Annotated in this window: 24 protein-coding genes; 14 read left to right on the top strand and 10 right to left on the bottom strand. The window is 38.6% G+C overall.

Features of this window, described 5'->3' with window-relative positions:
- Positions 1–235: 235 nt before the first annotated feature.
- Complete coding sequence (gene gndA, locus MMB69_RS22985; RefSeq protein WP_013059861.1) at positions 236–1,648, top strand: NADP-dependent phosphogluconate dehydrogenase; 1,413 nt, start codon at positions 236–238, stop codon at positions 1,646–1,648.
- A 42-nt stretch (positions 1,649–1,690) separates the two neighbouring features.
- On the opposite strand, the gene zwf is transcribed toward gndA, so the two are convergent.
- Together zwf and MMB69_RS22975 are read right to left on the bottom strand one after the other, a co-directional pair.
- Entirely contained in the window at positions 1,691–3,193 is a 1,503-nt protein-coding gene (gene zwf / locus MMB69_RS22980; protein WP_013085508.1) for a glucose-6-phosphate dehydrogenase, read from the bottom strand.
- A 305-nt stretch (positions 3,194–3,498) separates the two neighbouring features.
- Positions 3,499–3,945, bottom strand: coding sequence for a staygreen family protein (locus tag MMB69_RS22975; RefSeq protein WP_075421471.1), 447 nt, complete (start codon positions 3,943–3,945; stop codon positions 3,499–3,501).
- 177 nt (positions 3,946–4,122) lie between these two features.
- Between MMB69_RS22975 and MMB69_RS22970 the strand changes: the two genes are divergently transcribed.
- From MMB69_RS22970 to MMB69_RS22960, 3 genes are all read left to right on the top strand, one after another.
- The gene (locus tag MMB69_RS22970; RefSeq protein WP_221785886.1) at positions 4,123–4,797 is read left to right on the top strand and encodes a uracil-DNA glycosylase; all 675 of its coding nucleotides are present in this window, start codon (positions 4,123–4,125) and stop codon (positions 4,795–4,797) included.
- A gap of 103 nt (positions 4,798–4,900) precedes the next feature.
- A complete protein-coding gene (locus tag MMB69_RS22965; protein WP_075421472.1) occupies positions 4,901–5,218 on the top strand; it encodes a YwdI family protein in 318 nt (105 codons plus the stop codon).
- Between the two features lie 15 nt (positions 5,219–5,233).
- Positions 5,234–5,605: a DUF423 domain-containing protein gene (locus MMB69_RS22960; protein ID WP_013059856.1), complete on the top strand. Its 372-nt coding sequence runs from the start codon at positions 5,234–5,236 to the stop codon at positions 5,603–5,605.
- A 24-nt stretch (positions 5,606–5,629) separates the two neighbouring features.
- Here the strand turns inward: MMB69_RS22960 and gerQ are convergent, their stop codons facing one another.
- From gerQ to hemQ, 3 genes are all read right to left on the bottom strand, one after another.
- Positions 5,630–6,109: a spore coat protein GerQ gene (gene gerQ / locus MMB69_RS22955; RefSeq protein WP_043977525.1), complete on the bottom strand. Its 480-nt coding sequence runs from the start codon at positions 6,107–6,109 to the stop codon at positions 5,630–5,632.
- A gap of 26 nt (positions 6,110–6,135) precedes the next feature.
- The gene (locus tag MMB69_RS22950; protein ID WP_153252804.1) at positions 6,136–6,558 is read right to left on the bottom strand and encodes a cell wall hydrolase; all 423 of its coding nucleotides are present in this window, start codon (positions 6,556–6,558) and stop codon (positions 6,136–6,138) included.
- Between the two features lie 178 nt (positions 6,559–6,736).
- Positions 6,737–7,480, bottom strand: coding sequence for a hydrogen peroxide-dependent heme synthase (gene hemQ, locus MMB69_RS22945; RefSeq protein WP_013059854.1), 744 nt, complete (start codon positions 7,478–7,480; stop codon positions 6,737–6,739).
- A 276-nt stretch (positions 7,481–7,756) separates the two neighbouring features.
- Here hemQ and pta point away from each other — a divergent pair, with 276 nt between their 5' ends.
- A complete protein-coding gene (gene pta, locus MMB69_RS22940; protein WP_013059853.1) occupies positions 7,757–8,728 on the top strand; it encodes a phosphate acetyltransferase in 972 nt (323 codons plus the stop codon).
- A 31-nt stretch (positions 8,729–8,759) separates the two neighbouring features.
- Here the strand turns inward: pta and lipL are convergent, their stop codons facing one another.
- Both lipL and MMB69_RS22930 read right to left on the bottom strand, forming a co-directional pair.
- Positions 8,760–9,611: an octanoyl-[GcvH]:protein N-octanoyltransferase gene (gene lipL, locus MMB69_RS22935; protein ID WP_013059852.1), complete on the bottom strand. Its 852-nt coding sequence runs from the start codon at positions 9,609–9,611 to the stop codon at positions 8,760–8,762.
- A 128-nt stretch (positions 9,612–9,739) separates the two neighbouring features.
- Entirely contained in the window at positions 9,740–10,414 is a 675-nt protein-coding gene (locus MMB69_RS22930) for an RsfA family transcriptional regulator (protein WP_116739811.1), read from the bottom strand.
- Between the two features lie 201 nt (positions 10,415–10,615).
- Here MMB69_RS22930 and MMB69_RS22925 point away from each other — a divergent pair, with 201 nt between their 5' ends.
- The 3 genes from MMB69_RS22925 (at position 10,616) to MMB69_RS22915 (ending at position 12,874) form a co-directional block, all read left to right on the top strand.
- On the top strand, positions 10,616–10,840 hold the full coding sequence (locus MMB69_RS22925; RefSeq protein ID WP_013059850.1) for a YuzB family protein: 225 nt from the start codon (positions 10,616–10,618) through the stop codon (positions 10,838–10,840).
- A 193-nt stretch (positions 10,841–11,033) separates the two neighbouring features.
- Positions 11,034–12,341: an HD domain-containing protein gene (locus MMB69_RS22920; RefSeq protein ID WP_013059849.1), complete on the top strand. Its 1,308-nt coding sequence runs from the start codon at positions 11,034–11,036 to the stop codon at positions 12,339–12,341.
- 23 nt (positions 12,342–12,364) lie between these two features.
- On the top strand, positions 12,365–12,874 hold the full coding sequence (locus MMB69_RS22915; protein WP_013059848.1) for a YwgA family protein: 510 nt from the start codon (positions 12,365–12,367) through the stop codon (positions 12,872–12,874).
- Between the two features lie 46 nt (positions 12,875–12,920).
- On the opposite strand, the gene MMB69_RS22910 is transcribed toward MMB69_RS22915, so the two are convergent.
- Positions 12,921–13,106, bottom strand: a complete 186-nt coding sequence (locus tag MMB69_RS22910) for a 2-hydroxymuconate tautomerase (protein ID WP_013059847.1) — start codon at positions 13,104–13,106, stop codon at positions 12,921–12,923.
- 274 nt (positions 13,107–13,380) lie between these two features.
- On the opposite strand from MMB69_RS22910, the gene MMB69_RS22905 reads away from it, so the two are divergent.
- On the top strand, positions 13,381–14,025 hold the full coding sequence (locus MMB69_RS22905; protein ID WP_016765944.1) for a site-2 protease family protein: 645 nt from the start codon (positions 13,381–13,383) through the stop codon (positions 14,023–14,025).
- Between the two features lie 19 nt (positions 14,026–14,044).
- Positions 14,045–14,557, top strand: a complete 513-nt coding sequence (locus MMB69_RS22900) for a YwhD family protein (protein WP_221785885.1) — start codon at positions 14,045–14,047, stop codon at positions 14,555–14,557.
- 36 nt (positions 14,558–14,593) lie between these two features.
- Here the strand turns inward: MMB69_RS22900 and MMB69_RS22895 are convergent, their stop codons facing one another.
- Positions 14,594–16,660, bottom strand: a complete 2,067-nt coding sequence (locus MMB69_RS22895) for a transglycosylase domain-containing protein (protein ID WP_221785884.1) — start codon at positions 16,658–16,660, stop codon at positions 14,594–14,596.
- A gap of 266 nt (positions 16,661–16,926) precedes the next feature.
- Here MMB69_RS22895 and speE point away from each other — a divergent pair, with 266 nt between their 5' ends.
- From speE to argS, 4 genes are all read left to right on the top strand, one after another.
- Positions 16,927–17,754, top strand: a complete 828-nt coding sequence (gene speE, locus MMB69_RS22890) for a spermidine synthase (RefSeq protein WP_013059843.1) — start codon at positions 16,927–16,929, stop codon at positions 17,752–17,754.
- 75 nt (positions 17,755–17,829) lie between these two features.
- Positions 17,830–18,708, top strand: coding sequence for an agmatinase (speB, locus tag MMB69_RS22885; protein ID WP_221785883.1), 879 nt, complete (start codon positions 17,830–17,832; stop codon positions 18,706–18,708).
- Between the two features lie 188 nt (positions 18,709–18,896).
- The gene (locus MMB69_RS22880; RefSeq protein WP_014457736.1) at positions 18,897–19,337 is read left to right on the top strand and encodes a YwiB family protein; all 441 of its coding nucleotides are present in this window, start codon (positions 18,897–18,899) and stop codon (positions 19,335–19,337) included.
- Entirely contained in the window at positions 19,334–21,004 is a 1,671-nt protein-coding gene (argS, locus tag MMB69_RS22875) for an arginine--tRNA ligase (RefSeq protein WP_221785882.1), read from the top strand. Before MMB69_RS22880 ends, argS begins: the two co-directional genes overlap by 4 nt.
- Before the next feature lie 31 nt (positions 21,005–21,035).
- On the opposite strand, the gene uvsE is transcribed toward argS, so the two are convergent.
- Positions 21,036–21,989 carry a UV DNA damage repair endonuclease UvsE gene (gene uvsE, locus MMB69_RS22870; protein WP_221785881.1) on the bottom strand — a complete coding sequence of 318 codons (954 nt, stop codon included), beginning with the start codon at positions 21,987–21,989 and terminating at the stop codon, positions 21,036–21,038.
- Between the last annotated feature and the right edge of the window lie 18 nt (positions 21,990–22,007).

Below are 22,007 nucleotides of genomic sequence, written 5' to 3'. Positions count from 1 at the left end.
GCGTCTAAAGGTAGTTAAGAATGTGCGGATGATTAGTAACTGCGTTCATTTCACTTATTTTATCGAAATTTTCTTCAAAATAATCAATGTTCGGTGAGCATGATTCTTTTCAAATGTGTATAATAAAACGTATGATTATGGTTATATCAAACTTGAATCTGTAACTTTCTTTATGATATGTTCAGTTACGATTAGGTTGACCAATTCATATTACACATGAAGGGAAGAATTTAACATGGCAAAACAACAAATCGGTGTTATCGGTTTAGCGGTTATGGGGAAAAACTTGGCGCTAAACATTGAGAGCAGAGGCTATTCTGTTTCAGTTTATAACCGCTCTCCTGAAAAGACAGAAGAGTTCCTAAAAACAGAAGCAGAAGGTAAAAATTTTGCAGGTACATACAGTGTGGAAGAGTTTATTAATTCTCTTGAAAAACCGCGTAAAATTTTATTAATGGTTAAAGCTGGTGCTGCTACAGATGCAACAATTGATTCGTTAAAACCATACTTAGAAAAAGGCGACATTTTAATCGATGGCGGAAATACATTCTTCCAGGATACAATTCGTCGTAACAAAGAGCTAGAAGAATTAGGTATCCATTTCATCGGTACAGGCGTATCCGGCGGAGAAGAAGGCGCATTAAAAGGACCTTCAATCATGCCTGGCGGACAAAAAGAAGCATATGAACTTGTAAAACCAATCTTAACAGCTATTTCAGCGAAAGTTGAAGGCGACGATTGCTGCACATATATTGGACCAAATGGTGCAGGTCACTACGTAAAAATGGTTCATAACGGCATCGAGTATGGGGATATGCAGTTAATTTGTGAAGCATACTTCATTATGAAAAACGTATTAGGTTTAGAAACAGATGAACTACATGAAGTATTTGCTGAATGGAATAAAGGCGAGCTAGATAGCTACTTAATTGAAATCACAGCGGATATCTTTACGAAAAAAGATGAAGAAACAGGTAAAGCACTTGTAGACGTTATTTTAGACACTGCAGGTCAAAAGGGTACAGGTAAATGGACAAGCCAAAGTGCGCTTGACTTAGGTGTACCACTACCAATCATTACTGAATCTGTATTTGCGCGCTTTATTTCAGCTATGAAAGAAGAACGTGTAAAAGCAAGCAAAGTATTAAGCGGTCCAAATGCAGCTGCATTTGAAGGCGATAAAACCGAATTAGTAGAAGCAATCCGTAAAGCATTGTACATGAGTAAAATTTGTTCATATGCGCAAGGGTTTGCTCAAATGAAAGCAGCTTCTGAAGAATATGACTGGAATTTACAGTACGGTGATATTGCAATGATCTTCCGTGGTGGTTGTATCATCCGTGCACAATTCTTACAAAAAATTAAAGAAGCTTACGATCGCGATGCAGATCTAACAAACTTATTATTAGACCCATACTTCAAGGATATCGTAGAAGGCTATCAGTCGGCTCTTCGTGAAGTTATTTCAATTGCGGTTAAACAAGGTATTCCTGTACCAAGTTTCTCAAGTGCATTAGCTTACTATGACAGCTACCGTACAGAAACGCTACCGGCGAACCTTTTACAAGCGCAACGTGACTACTTCGGAGCTCACACATATCAACGTGTTGATAAAGAGGGCGTATTCCATACTGAGTGGTTAAAATAAAAAACAAGAAAAGCAGCTGTATACTACAGCTGCTTTTTTTATTTACTCTTTAGGTGAGAAGTTGTCTTCTCCGACTGGCCACCAGTGAAAACCGTCTTCAGCAAGCAATGCGTCTGATTCTTTTGGTCCCATTGAACCTGATTCGTAGTTCGGGAAGTTTTGTGCTTTTGTGCTTTCCCATGCTTCTGAAATGGTATCAACAAACTTCCAAGAAAGGGCTACTTCATCCCAGTGAGTAAAGTTCGTTGCATCTCCAAGCATGCAATCATAAATAAGGCGCTCATAAGCTTCCGGTGTATTCATTTTATCTCCACAGTTATTGCAATAGTTCAAGTTAATTGGTGTGGACGATGTTGCACCCGGCGTTTTACGAGCGTTTAAGTGAAGCGTAATGCCTTCTTCCGGTTGGATATGAATGACAAGCAAGTTTGGATGAATTTCTTTATCTTTATTGAAGTACAGGTTCATTGGTAAGTCTTTGAACTGTACAACAATTGTCGTTGCTTTTTCTTTCATGCGTTTACCTGTACGGATATAAATTGGTACCCCAGCCCATCTGAAGTTATCAATCATAAGCTTACCAGATACAAATGTAGCGGTATTAGACTCAGGATCAACCGAGTTTCCTTCGCGATAGCCGATCACTTCTTCTCCTTCAAGTACACCTTTGCCGTATTGGCCTCGTACAAAATAATCATCTACTTCATCTACTGATAAAGAGCGAAGAGCACGCAGTACTTTTACTTTTTCACTACGAATTTCTTCCGGTGTTAATTTAATTGGCGGTTCCATTGCAAGCAATGCCACCATTTGAAGCATATGGTTTTGTACCATATCTCGAAGGGCACCTGAAGATTCATAGTAACGGCCACGGTCTTCTACACCAAGCGTCTCGCTAGACGTAATTTGGATGTTTGAAATGTATTGGTTGTTCCACATCGGTTCAAATAGAGCATTTGCAAAACGGATAACTTCGATATTTTGCACCATTTCTTTACCGAGGTAGTGGTCGATACGATAAATTTGATCTTCCTTAAATGCATGGCGAATTTGTTCATTTAGTTCTTTAGCAGAAGGATAATCATGGCCAAATGGCTTTTCAATGACTAGGCGACTCCAACCTTCTGTTTGTGTTAAACCTTCATTTTTTAAATTCGAAGCAATTGTTCCGAAAAATTCAGGTGCCATTGCTAGATAGAAAATACGATTTCCAGGCACGTTGTATTGCTCATCAAGGCTTTCTGTTAGGCTTTTTAATTCTTGATAAGAAGCGACATCTGTTACGTCAAACGGTTGGTAATAAAAATGTGAAGCAAACTTTTCAATGTCAGCGTCACTGTTTTTGAAACTGCTCACTGATTTTTTTACATTTTCGCGTAATTCGTCATTAGTCCAAGGTCTTCTTGCGACACCAACAACAGCGAAATCTTCCGATAGTTTGTTCGCTTTATATAAGCGGAAAATAGAGGGGAATAACTTACGTTTTGCTAAATCACCTGTAGCGCCAAAAATTACGATAATGGATTTTGGTTGTACATTTGTCATTACTTCTAGGACCTCACTTTGTCGTAGTTACGTTCAATTTTTTTCCGCTTTAACAGACAACACTAAAATGAAATCTGGGGATTCATTGCCCGTTAAACTCGGCCTTTATAAACAAACGAATGATTGCTTGTTTACCTTTTCCTTTATGTATAGAACTACTAATAAATTGTAACGATTTTAAAGGGTTAACGCAAATAGATTAAAACAATTTGTAGTTATTATTCCATGTTTTTAACAAGTTTAAAAGTATTTTGTTTCGAATACGGAGAAAAAGCTACTGTTATTTTAACAGTAGCTTTTCTCATTTATTTATATTGATACAGGGAACCGATAGATTTTTTTGTTAAAAATGGCAAGTCAGGGCTATCGGCGATGATAAAAATAGGACAGTGCATTAAAAGTGGATGTTTTTCGAAAAAAGAAGCATCAGCGTGATAGATGGACGATAGAATAACAGGGAGCTGTTCTAAAAAGTGAAGGTAGCGTGTAATGGTTTCATCTGTTGATGTATGCGCACCGATGTAATAATACACAGTAAGGGAATAAAAGCCTTTATCAAAGACGAAGGATGCTAAATATTCGTTCCGCTCTTTTTGCATATGATCGTAGGCAAATTCAATGCCGATTTGAATGGAAGGAACAGAAGTGTGTTGACCTGGGAAAACGGTGTATTTTCTTGGTATCATCGGTTCAACGGGTGTAACACCCAGGCTGTAGGTTACATCTATTTGGTGGGGATTGCTAATGATCATATGGAATCCCTCCTTTAATATAAAAATACACTCTTTATAAGTGTATACAAAGTTTCATTGAACATGACAATATTAAAATATGCCCAGGCTCTCAGCATATTTAAAGCAGGCAACGTTTGAGCAGGGGGCAGAGTTTACGATAAAATAACAAAAAAGATTATTATGAGGTGATAAGCGATGAGTATTTTAAAAAATGACTGGGCTCCTTTATTAGAAGAAGAATTTCAAAAAGACTATTACATACAGCTTCGAGAATTTTTAGTGGATGAATATAATCACCACACCATTTACCCTGATAAATATGATATTTTTAATGCCTTACACTATACGGATTATAAAAATGTAAAAGTGGTCATATTGGGACAAGATCCTTATCATGGACCAAATCAAGCGCATGGACTGAGCTTCTCTGTTCAACCAGGAGTAAAAACACCGCCTTCTTTAGTGAATATTTACAAAGAGCTGAAAAATGAAATGAATTATCATATTCCGAATAACGGTTATTTAGTCAAATGGGCAGAACAAGGTGTTCTTTTGCTTAACACTGTTTTAACAGTTAGAAGAGGAGAAGCGAACTCTCACAAAGGAAAAGGGTGGGAACAGCTGACGGACCGCATTATTGAATTAGTGGCACAAAAAGAGGAGCCAGTCGTGTTTTTGCTGTGGGGCAAGCATGCACAAGCTAAAAAAGAGCTTATTCATCATTCGCACCATTTAATTTTGGAAAGCCCGCACCCTAGCCCATTTTCGGCTAATCGAGGCTTTTTTGGCAATAATCACTTTCAACGAGCAAATGAGTTTTTGCTCCAACAAGGACGTCAATCTATTAATTGGCAAATTGACGATGTGTAAAAGTGAGCATTTCATGAAGATTAGCTTCAGACATAGCCTCCTATTTCATCTTTTGATAAAATAGCTGTATAAAGTCATATTGAATGTAAGATGAGGTGTCTACATGGATATAAAAATGACGCAGCTCCTTGATAAAATTAGTGCAGAAGTACAAAAAGCAAAGCACCATTCGAATAGTGCGAACGTTCGAGATCAATTGGTTGCCATAAAAGCACTATGTGAGCTTGCATTAGATCAAAATGGAGAGGTTTCAGTATCGAAACCTGTCTCGGTTTCAAAACCTGTTGTAATGTCTTCACCGGAAATTATGCAATCGCCTGAGATTATGCAGCAACAGATTATTCAGTCATCCAAACCTAATTTTGAAGGAACGAAATTGAAATCAGATGATGCAAACGGCGATAGTCTGTTTGATTTCTAAAGTGAGGAGAAAAACATGAAACTATTTTTAATAATCGGTGCAATCAATGCAATGTTAGCGGTTGCTCTTGGTGCTTTTGGAGCGCATGGGTTAGAAGGGAAAATCTCAGAGAAGTATTTAGAGGTATGGAAAACGGGAGTGCAGTACCAAATGTTCCATGCAATGGGGCTGTTTGTCATTGCGTTTCTATTAAGCAAATTTCCTCAATCTTCTTTGTTAACAGCTTCGGGCTGGATTATGTTCGCGGGGATTGTGCTGTTTTCGGGCAGTCTCTATGTATTAAGTACGTCCGGTATTAAAGTTCTCGGCGCGATTACTCCGCTAGGTGGAGTTGCATTTATTGTGGCTTGGATTTTAATTGTTGTTGCAGCTGTAAAATGGCTATAAAAAAACCCCTGAAAAGGGGTTTTTTTAACGCGGAGAATAATTGCTCAACTGCTGGCCTCCACCGCTAAACGGATAATTATATTTGATTGGACCCTCAAAAGTGATGTAATCGAGATAAACCATAAGCAGTAAATAACGAGTGCCAGTTTGTGGATCACTTAAAATGATATGATCGCGTCCGGCAGCTTCAATTTCCCCTCTAAAGACTTTCGCGTTCCACTGCGTGTTATTTTCAAACGTCATATATACAGTGGCTATTTTCCCTCGATTTAAACGTAAAATATTTTCAATATATGATTCTTCAATGGGCAGTTGATTCGGGTCTTGCGGGGCACCGCTGCCTCCAGAAGAGGTAGGGGGCGGACCTCCTTGGGTTTGCCCTTGAACCTGCTGGCCGCCTGGCTGGGGCTGCTGAGGCTGAGGCATATAATAAGGATAGTTTGGACTCATATACGGATTTTGCATATATTGCTGTTGTGGTTGATTAGACTTTGGTTTTTTCATAGGAACCTCCTTCAAACAAAAAGAAATTAGTAAACTCCTGGACAATCAGCTTGAGTTGGTGCAAAGAAACAGTGAGATTTAAATCGTCCTGTGTTATTTTGGTTATACCATTGAGCAGGACAGTCGCCGCTGGGCCTGAAAAACCACAGTGAGTTTTCTGCGGGGTTAAAACGTTCCCCTCTTAATACACGTCGTGCAAGTGTAATTTCAGACTGGCGGGCACGCTGATAAAAGTAGCCTTTTTGAGTTGCTTCAAATCCGCCTGGGTTTTGAAACACCATCTGACGAATGGTTCTTATATTTCTAAAATCTAAACAGGGAGCTTTAGCGCGGTTCACGCCTACATTTCCTACCAGTAACATCCCTTGTTTTCCTTCACTTTCAGCTTCAGCTCGAATGAGTCTGGCTAGGAGCTTAACATCTTCTTCGTTGTGTGCAACGACTGCCATTATCCCACCTCGCTTACTTGTGACACTGTTGTATATATATGGTCCTGTAAGTGCGAATATGCCATGGCTAGAAAATAAAAAACCTGTTTCCACTTGGAAACAGGTTTTTTTAGATAAAGCTCATTGATATTTATTGTTCTAGGCGTTACAAAAGCGATGAGCGCTTTTGCGGCTTAGTTTAAACGTGTAAAAAGCGTGCAATAGCTTCTTCTTTTAATAAATTTCCGACAAAGAAGCTGCCAAATTCCCCGTATCGAGCACTTACTTCGTCAAAACGCATTTCGTATACTAATTTTTTAAATTGAAGTACGTCATCTGCAAAAAGAGTAACGCCCCACTCGTAATCATCAAAACCCACAGAACCCGTAATGATTTGCTTTACTTTTCCAGCGTATTGACGTCCAATCATTCCATGACTGCGCATTAAGCTGCGTCGCTCTTCCATGGGAAGCATGTACCAATTGTCATTTCCTTGACGACGTTTATCCATTGGATAAAAGCAAACATGACTAGCTTTTGGTAAAGTTGGATATAGTCTAGCTTGGATTTGGGGATTTTCATAAGGATCCTCCCCAGCAGGTAAGTAGTTGCTTAATTCAACTACTGATACGTATGAATAAGTAGGAATGGTAAACTCAGCAAGCTTTGTTTTATTAAATTCTGTTTCAATTTCATTTAGTTCTTCCATAGTAGGACGAACAAGCATTAGCATAAAGTCTGCTTTTTGGCCGACAATGGTATATAAAGCATGACTGCCTTGCTTCTCAGCTTCAGTTCCTTTCCATTTCTCAATCAACCCTAAAAATTCATGGATAGCCGCTTGGCGATCGTCGCTTGATAACTGCTTCCAAGCGCCCCAATCGATTGAACGGAAATCATGAAGTGCATACCAACCGTCTAATGTTTGTGCTGCTTCTGCCATTTCGTTTCACTCCTATTGTCCGATTATGATAAATTCCAATTCTACTATATCATAGTTTGTCCGAAGAACTGGAATGAAAAACCTGTGATTTTGTGACTAAACTTTAAACAATTGTCGCAAAGTAAAAACAGGTTTCATTTTAGGTGTTAGTGGAAAATTAAGAATTAAAAGACTTTTTTGTAATCATGGATTCTTGAAGGACATGCCTTTGATTTTTAAAAAAAGTGGAGTATCCTATTATGAGAAAAGTTTTTTACATATCGAGGAGGATTTACTTTGAGTGATTTATTTACAGGTTTAAAACAAAAAGTATCAGCTAGCGATGTATCAATCGTATTCCCAGAGGGATTAGATGAGCGCGTATTAGGCGCTGTTTCTCGTTTAGCTGCCGACAATATCTTAAAGCCTATCGTTGTTGGAAACAAAGACGCTGTAGCATCAAAAGCAGCAGAACTAAACGTGAAATTAGACGGTGTTGAGGTTTTAGATCCTCAAAGCTACTCTGAATTTGATGAAATGGTAGCAGCGTTTGTTGAGCGTCGTAAAGGTAAGGCAACAGAAGAAGATGCTCGCAAAATTTTATTAGATGAAAACTATTTTGGCACAATGCTTGTTCATATGAACAAAGCTGACGGTCTTGTAAGCGGAGCCGCTCATTCTACAGCAGACACAGTGCGACCTGCTCTACAAATTATCAAAACAAGACAAGGTGTTAAGAAAACATCTGGCGTATTTATTATGGTTCGCGGCGATCAAAAATACGTATTTGCTGACTGTGCAATCAATATTTCACCTGACAGCCAAGATTTAGCTGAAATTGCTATCGAAAGTGCTCGTACAGCTGAAATGTTCGACATCGATCCCCGTGTTGCTATGCTAAGCTTCTCAACAAAAGGATCAGCAAAATCTCCGGAAACAGAAAAGGTAGCAAACGCAGTAGAAATTGCAAAAGAATTAGCACCAAGCGTAACATTAGACGGCGAATTCCAATTCGACGCAGCATTTGTTCCTTCTGTAGCTGAAAAGAAAGCACCAGGTTCAGTGATTAAAGGAGATGCAAATGTATTTGTATTCCCAAGCCTTGAAGCAGGTAACATTGGTTACAAAATTGCACAGCGCCTAGGAAACTTTGAAGCAGTAGGTCCAATCTTACAAGGTCTAAACAAACCGGTAAACGATCTATCTCGCGGTTGTAACGAAGAAGATGTGTACAAGCTTGCTTTAATCACAGCAGCTCAAGCACTATAATAAAAAACTCCGTCCTAGGGCGGAGTTTTTTTTATTCGGCTAATGAACCTAATGCTTTTTCGTTGCGGTCATACATGCGCTGCAGCTGCGTCTCAAACAGCTCTTGTTCGGTAGCATTTAAAGGCATATTTACAAGAGAAGAGCTCATACTATTCAGTGTTTGCAATAAAAGCAGCATGACATCAGATACAGTTAACTCAATCTGTAATAGTTCAGATAGAGAAGCCATTGTGTGAGGCTCGATATCTGGGTATGAAAATTTAGTTTCCGTGTTTTGGAGACCTTTTTTGTAAAACTCTTGAATGAGAGAAGCACGTTTAGAACCGCTTCCTTTAACGCATAAGTAAATTTGTACAGCCACTCCGCCGCGAACGCGTCGCTGTGAAATGCCTGCAAACTTTTGGTTGCGAATGCTTAAATCGAAGCTGCCGGGACAATAAGAGCCTACGATTTCCTTCGCTTCAATTGCTGTCCCGTAAGATGCAAACATGACCTTAATCAAATCAAACATGGCTTCATATCCACGATCAATATCAATTCCTTTTTCTGCATCAGGAAAAATTAAAGAAATGTTTAGAACATCCTGATCAAGTACGACAGCGAGGCCGCCTGAATTGCGGACGATTGTTTTATATCCTTGTTCATGTAAATAAGCTGCCCCTTCAGCTAAATGAGGTAGCTTTGTATCTTGGATGCCTAACACAATCGTATCGTGATGCACCCATGAGCGCATGACAGCTGGAGATTCACCTCTTCCAACGGTTGTACAAAGCGTGTCATCGATGGCAAAAGAATGACGGGCATCAAAATGAGGACCTAGACTGGATTGATCAATAATACGCCAAGCGGGCTGTGCTAAAAGCTTCAAACTATTCTGCTGCATATCTCAAACCCCTTTATAAACAGTAAACGAACATATTATAGCATAAAGGCGTCCCGTCATTGGCTGTAAAATAGAAAAAGAAGAAAGAAGAGCCAAGTTTGACATCCCTCTTTCTTCGTTCGTGTAGCTTATTCAGCCATTTTCTCAAGATTTCCGTTACGATCCATTTTAAATGTAGTAGAAGAACGTTCTTCTTCATCAAATAGAGCTAACTTTCGCGCACGGTTCATGATTTGCATTAATGTTTCATAGTCTTCTTGAATAGTAGTAGCATTTGCCTCGAGATGTTTGATTTGTTTTTCCAACTCTGTGTTTTTCTTAGCTAGCTCTGCATTTTCTTGCATCAAGCGTTTGTTTTCGCTTTGCAATGCCTGTAAATTGCTCGCTTGATTTGGCATTGTTTGCAAAAAGCGAATAACGTCAGCCATTGAAAGCTCCTCGCTGCTGCTTTTTTCTACTTGTGTTTCAGGTAAGCTATATGTTGCTGTAGGTGCAGACATTATTTGTTCCACATGCTCTACAGATGCTGGTGGCGTATATAACAATTTCTTTTTGCCTTGCTCTTGTCCAAGTGCACGCATGCGCTGTTTTCGCTGTTTTTTAGCTAGCTGCAGTGCTTTTTCATACTGATGGCGTACCACAGCATTCCATCTGAATCCACATGCTGCTGAAGTGCGGTTTAATTCATCTCCAACTTCTTCAAACGCATTCAGCTGCGTACTTCCTTCGCGGACATGGCGCAATACTGTTTCAGCTAATAATAAGTCGTTTTCTTCTGTCCAAGCATCTTGTCTATCTTTCACTTTGTTCACTCCTCTATTTTCCATGACTCATAGTAATCATGTTTTGTAGTATCATCATGTACAAAAAATCCATACTTTATACCATTTCTTCTAGGAGTATGATAGATTTTGCTTCCTTCTTTAACTTGCATCGGACTTCAAATAGGGGTAAAATACCCCTTAGACAAAATGATGAACCAATTTTGAAAGGATTGTGTCAACATGGCAAATGAATTTAGAATTTGTGATGATTGTCAGGCAACAAACGTCAAAACGTTGTTACCTCGACTTAAAAAAATAGATGAACAAGCTGAAGTACAAATCGGCTGCCAGTCTTACTGTGGACCCGGACGTAAAAAGTCATTTGCATTTGTAAACAACCGTCCTGTAGCAGCGCCAACAGAGGATGAATTAATCGAGAAGATTGAGAAAAAAGTAAAAAAATAGATAGTGAAACAATAAATAGCTGCTTTTCTGCTACTTATTTGTCGAACGAGCTTCTTACAAACAGAATCGCCTTGTTTGTTAGGTAAATCACCTTGGTTGCTTGACAAGGTGATTTTTTATTCTGAATAGGAAAATAGGAAGTGAGTGTCGAAAAATTATAGCAACAACAAAGTGAAGATAGAGAGGTATGTAAATGACATATCCTAATGAAAAACTCAGTGAAGAAAAAGTATTTAAAGATCCTGTTCACCGCTATATCCATGTAAGAGATCGTGTTATTTGGGAGCTAATTGGGACAGCCGAATTTCAAAGGCTGCGCCGTATTAGACAGCTAGGAACGACATACTTAACGTTTCATGGGGCTGAGCACAGCCGTTTTAGTCATTCCTTAGGTGTTTATGAAATTGTGCGCCGTATTATTGATGACGGTTTTCAAGGACGCCCTGAATGGAATGAAGATGAGCGTCTTCTTTGTCTTTGTGCTGCTTTACTGCACGATTTAGGTCACGGTCCGTTTTCACATTCGTTTGAGAAGGTTTTCCACTTAGACCATGAAGAATTTACACAAGCCATTATCGTAGGTGACACAGAGGTAAATCAAGTGTTAACGAAAGTAGGAAAGGATTTTCCTAAAAAAGTGGCTGAAGTAATCGCGAAAACATATGAAAATAAGCTTGTCGTTAGTTTGATTTCCAGTCAAATTGATGCAGATCGCATGGATTATTTGCAGCGTGATGCGTATTACACAGGAGTAAGCTACGGTCATTTTGATATGGAGCGAATTCTGCGTGTTATGCGCCCTCGGGAAGACCAAGCCGTGATTAAACACAGCGGTATGCATGCGGTTGAGGATTATATTATGAGCCGCTATCAAATGTACTGGCAAGTGTATTTTCATCCTGTTACGAGAAGTGCTGAAGTGATTTTGACAAAAATTTTACATCGTGCAAAAGAGCTCCATCATCATTACTATGAGTTTAAGCAGGAGCCAACTCATTTTTATTCGATTTTTGAAGAAGAAATATCGCTAAAAGAGTATTTGAAATTAGATGAATCTGTTATTTTATTTTATTTTCAAGCGTGGGAAGAAGAAGAGGATGAAATTTTATCTGATCTATGCCGAAGATTTATGAATCGTCAGCTTTTTAAATACATTGAGTTTAATCCGAATTCACAAATGAAGATGTGGATGGAGCTTACAACATTATTTAAAAAAGCGGGCATTAATCCAGATTATTATTTAGTCGTCGATTCTTCAAGCGACTTACCATACGATTTTTATCGACCGGGTGAAGAGGAAGAGCGTTTGCCGATTCATCTGTTGATGCCAAATAATGAAGTGCGTGAATTATCACGTCAGTCGGAGATTGTTGAAGCAATTTCAGGGAAAAAGAGAACCGATCATAAATTATATTTTCCACAAGATCTCATTGATCAATTGTCGTCTAAGCGAAAAGTTAAAGATCAGATTATAAACTTACTAAAAGGAGATCAGAGTTAAATAGTATAGGAGTTGAAGGGGCTGTGTTAAACGATCACGCAAAGATTGTGAAAGTATTTTCCGCGGCGGGAGAAGTTGTTGGCAGAAAAAAGTTACAAAAGATGATATTTATCGGAAAAAAGCTGAAGTTTCCTTTTTATGAAAAGTATAATTTTCACTTTTTTGGACCTTATTCTGAGGAATTAACGCTTCGAATTGAAGAGCTGTGTAACTTAGGCTTTTTAAGTGAAATTAAAGAGAAAAAAGGCGGGTATATGCAGTATCGCTACGTATTAACAGAAGCGGGGGAAGGATTTCTAAGCCACTATGACTTAGAACTTCCTCACTTGCAGGAATGTATGAAGGATATGAACGAACAAAGCTCGAAATTTTTGGAGCTTGTCTCTACGATTTTATATTTCGATAATTTACCGAAAGAAGAAGTAAAAGAAAAAGTGTTTACGCTAAAGCGTAAGCAAAACTATACAGAAGAAGACATTTCAGAAGCATACAAATATATTGAAAAACTTCAGGCAACGCTGTCTGTCCATTAAAAAAATGCCATAGGTTCATTCCTATGGCATCTTTTTTATGTAGGCGTTATTGATCGCTCATGCGTTTGCCCGCTACAGCGTAATGGTTTTTAGACATTTCTTCGATGATAATGGATACTTTTTCAGGTGCTGCACCTGTTGTTTCAACAACAGCATCCGTTACTTTTTCAACAAGAGCTCTTTTTTGATCATCTGTACGGCCCTCAAGCATTTTAACAGTTACAACTGGCATAATGTGTACACTCCTTTTTGATCGTTATATGATTAGTGTACCCGTTTTCTGAATAAAATGACAGTATGAGATAGTGATGGAGGCCATAATCTGTAGTATACTTTTATAATAACATCGATATAAAAAAACAGGTGTGCCTAAAGGAAGCACATCGCTGGTCTTTGAGAACTTTTAGGGCATATTTGAAGAAACCTTGTATCTTTCTTACCGCAAAAAAAGATTCATCTAGTAGATGTGATAGGTAGAAATTATTTTAAAATAAAGGAGATAAAGAGTGGAACATTTTTTAGCTTTTTCATTGCAAGACCTTCCTTACGTGGTAATGACGCTTATTGTTGCATTCACGCTGCATGAGTTTGCACATGCGTATGTAGCTTATTTATTTGGAGACCACACGGCTAAAAAGCAAGGAAGGCTAACGCTTTCTCCGCTGGCTCATTTAGATCCATTTGGAACGCTTTTGTTAATCATCGCAGGTTTTGGGTGGGCGAAGCCGGTTCCTGTTAATCGCTATTTCTTTAAAAAGCCACGTTTAGCTGGTATTCTAGTATCGATAGCGGGACCGTTTAGCAACTTGGTGTTGGCATTTATCGGCTTGCTTATTTATTATTTGATGAATAACGCCGCAGTGGACAATGATGCGCTTTATCGTTTTGTTACATTATTTATTCAAATAAACCTAACGCTAGGTGTATTTAACTTGTTGCCTTTTCCGCCTTTAGACGGCTACCGCGTGATTGAAGATCTCGTTCCGCCATCCACGCGAGCCAAAATGACGCAGTATGAGTCTTGGGGCATTTTTGTATTTTTGATTCTTGTGATTACACCTCTGGATCGAATTGTGATCTGGCCGCTTCTAAACGGAGCAGCAACATTTGTTATGAATATCTTTCAGCAGATATTAGCACCACTGATTTAATGAATAGAGGAGGCTTACTATGACTCAGTCAAAAAAGAAAAGTATAGGATTTAATATCATAAAAGACGATTCAACCGACGGCCACGGTGGTTACGGGGTTGGAGCGTTAAGTTTAGAAAACATTTCACCCGTTTTTGTTTGTCCGAGCGATGAAGAAGTATTTGTGGATATCGGTGCGATGCATGCAAGAAGTGTAGTGGAAAAAGGAATTAAGTTCTTACCCAATAAAGACGAGGTGCCAAACGGCAAGTTATATTGGCTTGTGTGGGTAACAATTGATCGCAAGCAAGAAGGACCTTACTACGCAGGTATGACAGCATGTGAAATGACTGTTGATCGTGAAATTCGCCGCGGCTATAAGTCACTTCCTGAACACGTGAACAAAATGGATAAATCCTTAAAACGACGCATTATGGTAGAAGAAATGGATAACAAGTCTAAGGATTTGCTTCGTGAGTTTTTGAAGTCTCATAATGAAGAAATTTGGACGTTATCTAATGATGACTTAAAAGAAGCGCTTCAAACATCGTAATGCTAAAAAAGCTTAAGGCCTTGGCCTTAAGCTTTTTTAATCAAACCATTTGGGGAACCAGTGAAACTTTTTATCTTCTGTTTCATGCTCTTTTTTCTTCGTTCTTGCTGCATGATCAATGTGATCAGTACAATATGTTTTTGGCTGTGTTCCAGTTAAATAATAAGCTTTATATTGAACAGGGCATGATTTGGATGCTAACTTTCCATTTTGAGGATTAATGTTTACGCTCATTAATCCGTTTGGTGCTTTAAACTTTTCTTTTTTCTTCCCTTTTAAAGCATCTTCCATAAATAATGCCCACATTTTTTTGGCGTATCCTTTTTCAGCTACATCATCCATTGTCCTTCCTTGATCATATCCAACCCAAACGCCTGAAACGAGCTGAGGAGAGTAGCCAATCATCCAGCTGTCCGTAGAGGTCGTGCCGGATTTTCCTGCGTAAGGACGAGATACATATTTAGAAATAGGCTTTCCTGTGACGGTTGTATAGCCATTTAGCTTTTGATTAAACATGCCTGTCATTAAATGGGTAGTAAGAAAAGCATAGCGCTTATCAATGACTTGTTTCTGTTCGGAAGGAGCTTGATAAACAACTTCTCCGTCATGGGTTTCAATTCGTTTAATAAATGTTGGACGAATTTCTTTTCCGCCATTAGCAAAGATGCCGTACGCATTAACCATATCAATGACTTTGACAGGCGAAGTTCCAAGAGCTAAAGATGGAACTTTCTTTAAAGGTGATGATATTCCAAGTGTTTTAGCGGTTTCAATCAAGCGGTTTTCCCCAATAAACAAATGCGTTTTTACGGCATAAATATTGTCTGAAAGTGCGATGGCTTGAGCCATTGTAATAGGAGCATCTGCATAATAGTTGTGATAGTTACTAGGCGTGTATGTCGAAACGCCATCTTCCAATTTGAACGTCGTTTCTTCACTTTTCATTGGAGTAGATTCAGTAAAACCATCTTTTAACGCCGCATAGTATAAAAATGGCTTCATCGTTGAGCCAGGCTGTCTTATTGCTTGAGTCGCGCGATTAAACGGGCTCTTTTCATAATCTCTTCCACCAATAAGAGCTTTCACTTGTCCATTTTTAGGATTCATCGCAACAAATGCACTTTGTACGTCTGAAGAGCTGCTGATAACATCCTTCATTTTTTCTTCTGCCGTTCGCTGCATCTTTTCATCCAGCGTTGTATAAACGCGAAGTCCATTTGTATAAATCATGGTTTCATCAATGCCTAAATCTTGCTTTAATTCTGCTAGCGCTGCATCCATAAAGTAAGAAGCATCTTCTTTGTTAGGATCTTTTTCAGCAGGCTTTGCGAATGCTAGAGGTGTTACAAGCGCTTTTGTTGCTTGCTTAGCTGTAATAATTCCATCCTCTTTCATGAGAGATAAAATGATATTTTGTCGTTTTTTTGCATTTTCTTGATGAATAAGAGGAGAGTAGTAGCTAGGGCCTTTTGGAATACCTGCTAACATACTCGCTTCACTTAACGTCAAATTCTTGGCGTGCTTATCAAAGTACAGCCTAGCTGCCGCTTCAATTCCATAAGCTCCATGGCCGTAGTAAATCGTGTTCATGTAGCCTTCTAGAATTTGGTCTTTGCTATAATTCATTTCTAACCGAATCGTATACAGAGCTTCTTGAAGCTTTCGAGTCCACGTTTTGTCGTGCTCTAAAAACAAGTTTCGTGCATACTGCTGAGTAATAGTACTCGCACCTTGTACTTTTCCCATAGCTTTTATATCAGCTACAATTGCTCCGGCGATTCGATGCATATCAAAGCCATGATGCTCATAGAAGCGCTTATCTTCAACGGCTAAAGTCGCATCTTTTACGTAAGGTGAAATTTGATTAAGTGAAACCCAGTAGCGCTTTTGTCCATTGTGAACTTCATCAAGAACTTTACCGTTTGCTGAGTAGAAAACAGCTGTTTGAGAAACGTTTAGCGGAGGGGGGCCAGCGATTTTGGCGTAGAGAAAGATGCTTATGTAGGCAAACAACAATAAAGCCCCCGCTAATATACCAAGGACGAGAAGAATTCGGAAGATGCGTCTTGCCTTTTTTAAATGTTCGGTTAATACCGTTTCCATTTCTATTCACCACCAATATGTGTCACTATGCACCATACATGTTGTTTTCAACACAACAAAATTCTATTAAAAGAGCGGTGCAAGTAGATTCTAAAGCTTGTATCTATCATCAGTATGAAATAGAAAAGGAGGTTTTAAACCTCCATTGCTAAAAATTTTACTTGCTTTTTTGCTGAATTCATCTATACTTTTTTCATGTTTGTATAAATTATGTTAGGGTAATCTATGCATAGGTTAATTCTCAAAATAGAAGGGAAGAGTTTGAAATGGAATTATGGTTCACAGAAAAGCAAACAAAGAACTTTGGTATTACAGCTAAAATTAATCGCACTTTACATACAGAGCAAACGGAGTTTCAAAAATTAGACATGGTTGAAACAGAAGAGTTTGGTAACATGCTCCTACTTGACGGTATGGTTATGACAACAGAAAAAGATGAGTTCGTTTATCATGAAATGGTTGCACATGTACCGTTATTTACGCATCCAAATCCAGAAAACGTACTAGTTGTAGGTGGAGGAGACGGAGGGGTAATCCGTGAAATCTTAAAACACCCAAGCGTAAAAAAAGCGACGTTAGTTGATATCGATGGAAAAGTTATTGAGTACTCAAAAAAATTCTTACCTTCAATTGCGGGTAAACTAGAAGATCCTCGTGTTGATGTACAAGTAGATGACGGATTTATGCACATCGCTAAAAGCGAGAACGAATACGATGTCATTTTAGTGGATTCAACAGAGCCAGTAGGTCCAGCTGTGAATTTATTTACAAAAGGATTCTATGCAGGTATCTCAAAAGCACTTAAAGAAGATGGTATCTTTGTTGCTCAATCGGACAACCCTTGGTTCACGCCAGAACTTATCTCAAATGTTCAGCGTGATGTAAGAGAAATCTTCCCGATTACACGTCTATACGTAGCAAATATTCCAACGTACCCAAGCGGTTTATGGACATTTACAATGGGTTCAAAGAAACATGATCCATTAGAAGTAAGTGAAGATCGTTTCTTCGATATTGATACAAAATATTACACAAAAGAATTGCACAAAGCCGCATTTGCTTTACCTAAATTTGTGCAAGATCTTATTAAATAAGTTATCACATACAAGTGAGATGCCAGAGGTTTAAGGCTGGCATCTTTTCTATGAATAATGAAGGAGGAACAAAATATGCGTTTTGATGAAGCTTATTCAGGTAATGTATTTATCGGCAGTCACCCTGTTTTTGAAGAAAGTGAAGCGGTTCTTTACGGAATGCCAATGGACTGGACAGTTAGCTATCGTCCAGGTTCACGATTTGGCCCAACTCGTATTCGTGAAGTATCAATTGGATTAGAAGAATACAGCCCGTATTTAGATCGCGAGCTAGAGGAAGTAAAATATTTTGATGCAGGAGATATTCCACTTCCATTTGGAAATCCGCAGCGCAGCTTAAATATGATTGAAGAGTATATCGACCAGCTTTTAGCAGCAGACAAGTTCCCGTTAGGTATGGGCGGAGAGCATTTGGTTTCTTGGCCTGTTATGAAAGCTATGTATAAAAAATATCCTGATTTAGCCATTATCCATATGGATGCTCACACAGACCTTCGTGAAGAGTATGAAGGAGAACCACTTTCTCATTCCACTCCGATTCGTAAAGTAGCAGAACTAATCGGACCGGAGAATGTTTATTCATTTGGTATTCGTTCAGGAATGAAAGAAGAATTTCAATGGGCAAAAGAAAACGGCATGCATATTTCAAAGTTTGAAGTTCTAGAGCCGTTAAAAAAGATTCTACCAACACTTGCAGGTCGTCCTGTTTATGTAACAATTGATATCGATGTATTAGATCCAGCGCACGCTCCTGGTACAGGAACAGTAGATGCAGGCGGTATCACATCAAAAGAGCTTTTAGCTTCTATTCACGCAATTGCTAAATCAGATCTTCGCATTGTCGGAGGAGATTTAGTCGAAGTAGCTCCAATTTATGATCCGTCTGAACAAACAGCTAATACAGCAAGCAAGCTTATTCGCGAAATGATCTTAGGCTGGGTTCAAAAGAAATAAATAAAGTAAAAAGGCGGCCGCCTACGGCCGCCTTTTTTGTTTGAAATATGTGAGTATGTCAAACACAGTGAAAAAGGAATTCTCGGCGTATCTATCATATTTCCTTTGAAGTATTATTGAATTCTTTCTTTAGAATGTTTATACTATTTAAGTTATAACGTATTCATTTTAATAAGGAAGTGTCTTTTGTGAGTAACGCTTCAGAAGTCAAGAAACCCATTGAAGTTAAAATTGTGACGGATATCCGCGATGGTCACCGAAAAGAGACAACATCGGTAAATGCAAAAGGTATGTATTATGAAAAAGGATCGAAAATTTATCTTACATACACAGAGCGCCAAGAGGAAATCGGAGATATTAGAACAATGGTGAAAATTAGCGAAGATGAAGTATCAATTAATCGAACCGGTGCTGTTCAAATGAAGCAATCGTTTCGTAAAAAGGTACAGATCGAAGGAACTTATATAAGCCCTTATGGACGTATGGATTTACTAACATTCGCTCATAACATTGAATATAAACAAATGACTCAAAAGGGTCGGTTATTTTTAACGTATGATCTAGAAGTACAGGGTCAGCCTACCGGGAAATATGCGTTAACCATTACATTCAAGGAGGAGAAAAAATGAACATCGTCGAACAAGTGCAGCAAAAATTAAAAGCTGAAATTCAAGATGCTGTGGTCAAAGCAGGACTTGCTGAAAAAGCAGAACTTCCAGAAGTTCTATTAGAAACCCCAAAAGATAAAACACATGGTGATTATTCTACCAATATGGCTATGCAGCTAGCTCGTATTGCCAAAAAAGCACCGCGTGTTATCGCTGAAGAGCTTGTAGCAAACTTCGATAAATCAAAAGCATCTATCGAGAAAATTGACATTGCAGGCCCTGGATTCATCAACTTTTATATGAATAACTCTTATTTAACAGAGCTTATCCCAACGATTGTAAAAGCTGGTGAAGCGTACGGTCAAACAAACGTAGGGAACGGACAAAAAGTACAGGTTGAGTTTGTTTCAGCTAATCCGACAGGGGATTTACATTTAGGACATGCCCGCGGTGCTGCAGTTGGAGACTCATTATGTAATGTTCTTGAAAAAGCAGGTTACGATGTGTCACGTGAATATTATATCAATGATGCTGGTAACCAAATTAATAACCTGGCTTATTCAGTAGAAGCACGCTACATGCAGGCTCTTGGTTTAGAGAAAGAAATGCCTGCAGACGGCTATCATGGTGCGGACATTATAAACATCGGAAAAGAGCTAGCAAAAGAGCACGGAGACAAGTATGTAAATGTTTCTGAAGAAGAGCGTTTTGAATTCTTCCGTCAATACGGGTTAGATTATGAGTTAGCTAAATTAAAGCGTGATCTTGAACAGTTCCGTGTGAAATTTGACGTATGGTATTCTGAAACGTCTCTTTATAAAAATGATAAAATCTCAGTTGCACTTGAAACGCTGAAAAAACAAGGCCATGTATATGAAGAAGAAGGTGCTACGTGGTTCCGTTCTACGACATTTGGTGATGATAAAGACCGTGTGTTAATTAAAAATGACGGTTCATTTACGTACTTAACACCAGATATCGCGTATCATCAAGACAAAATTCAACGCGGATTTGATAAGCTAATTAACATTTGGGGAGCCGATCACCATGGATATATTCCTCGTATGAAAGCGGCGATTCAAGCGCTTGGTTATGAAAAAGATACGCTTGAAGTAGAAATTATTCAAATGGTTCAACTGTATCAAAATGGCGAAAAAATGAAGATGAGCAAACGTACAGGTAAAGCAGTAACAATGCGTGATCTAGTAGAAGAGGTAGGCCTTGATGCAACTCGCTACTTCTTTGCGATGAGAAGTGCGGATACACATTTAGACTTTGATTTAGATTTAGCTGTTTCTCAATCTAATGAAAATCCTGTATACTACGCGCAATATGCTCATGCCCGTATTTGCAGTATTCTTCGTCAAGGTGAAGAGATGGGGATTCAATCAACATCTGGCACTGACCTTTCATTAATTAGTGCAGAAAAAGAAATGGAACTGCTGAAGAAAATCGGAGAGTTCCCTCAGGCCGTAGCGGAAGCAGCAACAAAACGTATTCCACACCGCATTACGAACTATGTATTTGATCTTGCTTCTACGTTCCATAGTTTCTATAATGCAGAAAAAGTATTAGACAGCGATAATGTAGAAACAAGTAAAGCGCGTATTGAACTAGTGAAAGCTGTTCAAGTAACGCTTCAAAACTCCTTAAAACTAATTGGTGTTTCAGCACCTGAAAAAATGTAAAAAAAAAAGAGCCTCTTGGCTCTTTTTTTGTTTAAAAAACAAGCGTGGCACCTCCCGTACGCTTTACTCCTCTCATTGATACTAAATCTTCTACTAATTTTAGCAGCGCTTTATCTTTTAACTTTGCTTCAATCATTACGTCAAAATCTTGTCCGATATCTTTAGCTATTTGCAAAAAAGGTGCGATAAAATCAGTTGAAACATAATCAGAGTGACTTCTAAATTCTTTTTCAGATTTAGGAGAAGAGATATGTACTTTTGGTTTTAACCCGATATGTTTCCACGTGTCAAAGATACGAGGGAGCAATAATGAAAGAGGTTCTTCTCCTTCATTTGCTTTGTGGTGGTGATAGTCAAATAGGAGAGGGACTTTCTCTTTTTCGCATACAGCTAATGTTTCTTCAGTCGTGTATGTTTTATCATCATTTTCAAGAGTCATGCGCTTTTTAATGACAGGTGGCAGCGTTTGAATGTTTTCATGAAATCGACCGATCGCTTTTTCTTTATTGCCATAGGCTCCTCCTACATGAATATTAATAAGAGCTTGATCGGCCACTCCCATCGCTTCAAGCATTCTATAATGATAGTCCATGTCTTTTACCGCATTTTCTGTAATATGTTTTTTGTCGCTTGTAAATAATGTGAACTGATTGGGGTGAAAACTTACGCGCAGCTGATGATTCCGAATCAATTCTCCTATCTCTGACCAATCGTCTTGGAACGCATCAATGTAATTCCAATCTACTTCAGGATGAGTGGCTAAAGGGACAAGAGAAGATGATAATCGATACAGCATAATTTCATGGGCAATATTAAAATGTAAAGCGCGCTTAGTATGATTCAAATTTTGTTTTGTGACGTAATGAAGCTTATCCAGCCTCTCGTCTTTTTTCATTTTTTCCCATCTAGTAAACGTGAGGGTTTTCGCGGGTGAGCAGTCCCAAAGCGACAGGGCATGTGATACATAGCCAAATCTAATTTTCATGATAAATTTTCCTCTTTT

Origin of the sequence: Priestia sp. P5, assembly GCF_029522155.1 — a bacterium.
Taxonomy (GTDB): domain Bacteria; phylum Bacillota; class Bacilli; order Bacillales; family Bacillaceae_H; genus Priestia; species Priestia megaterium_E.
Note: the sequence above shows the minus strand (reverse complement) of the source record. Positions and strands in the feature narration are given on the sequence as shown.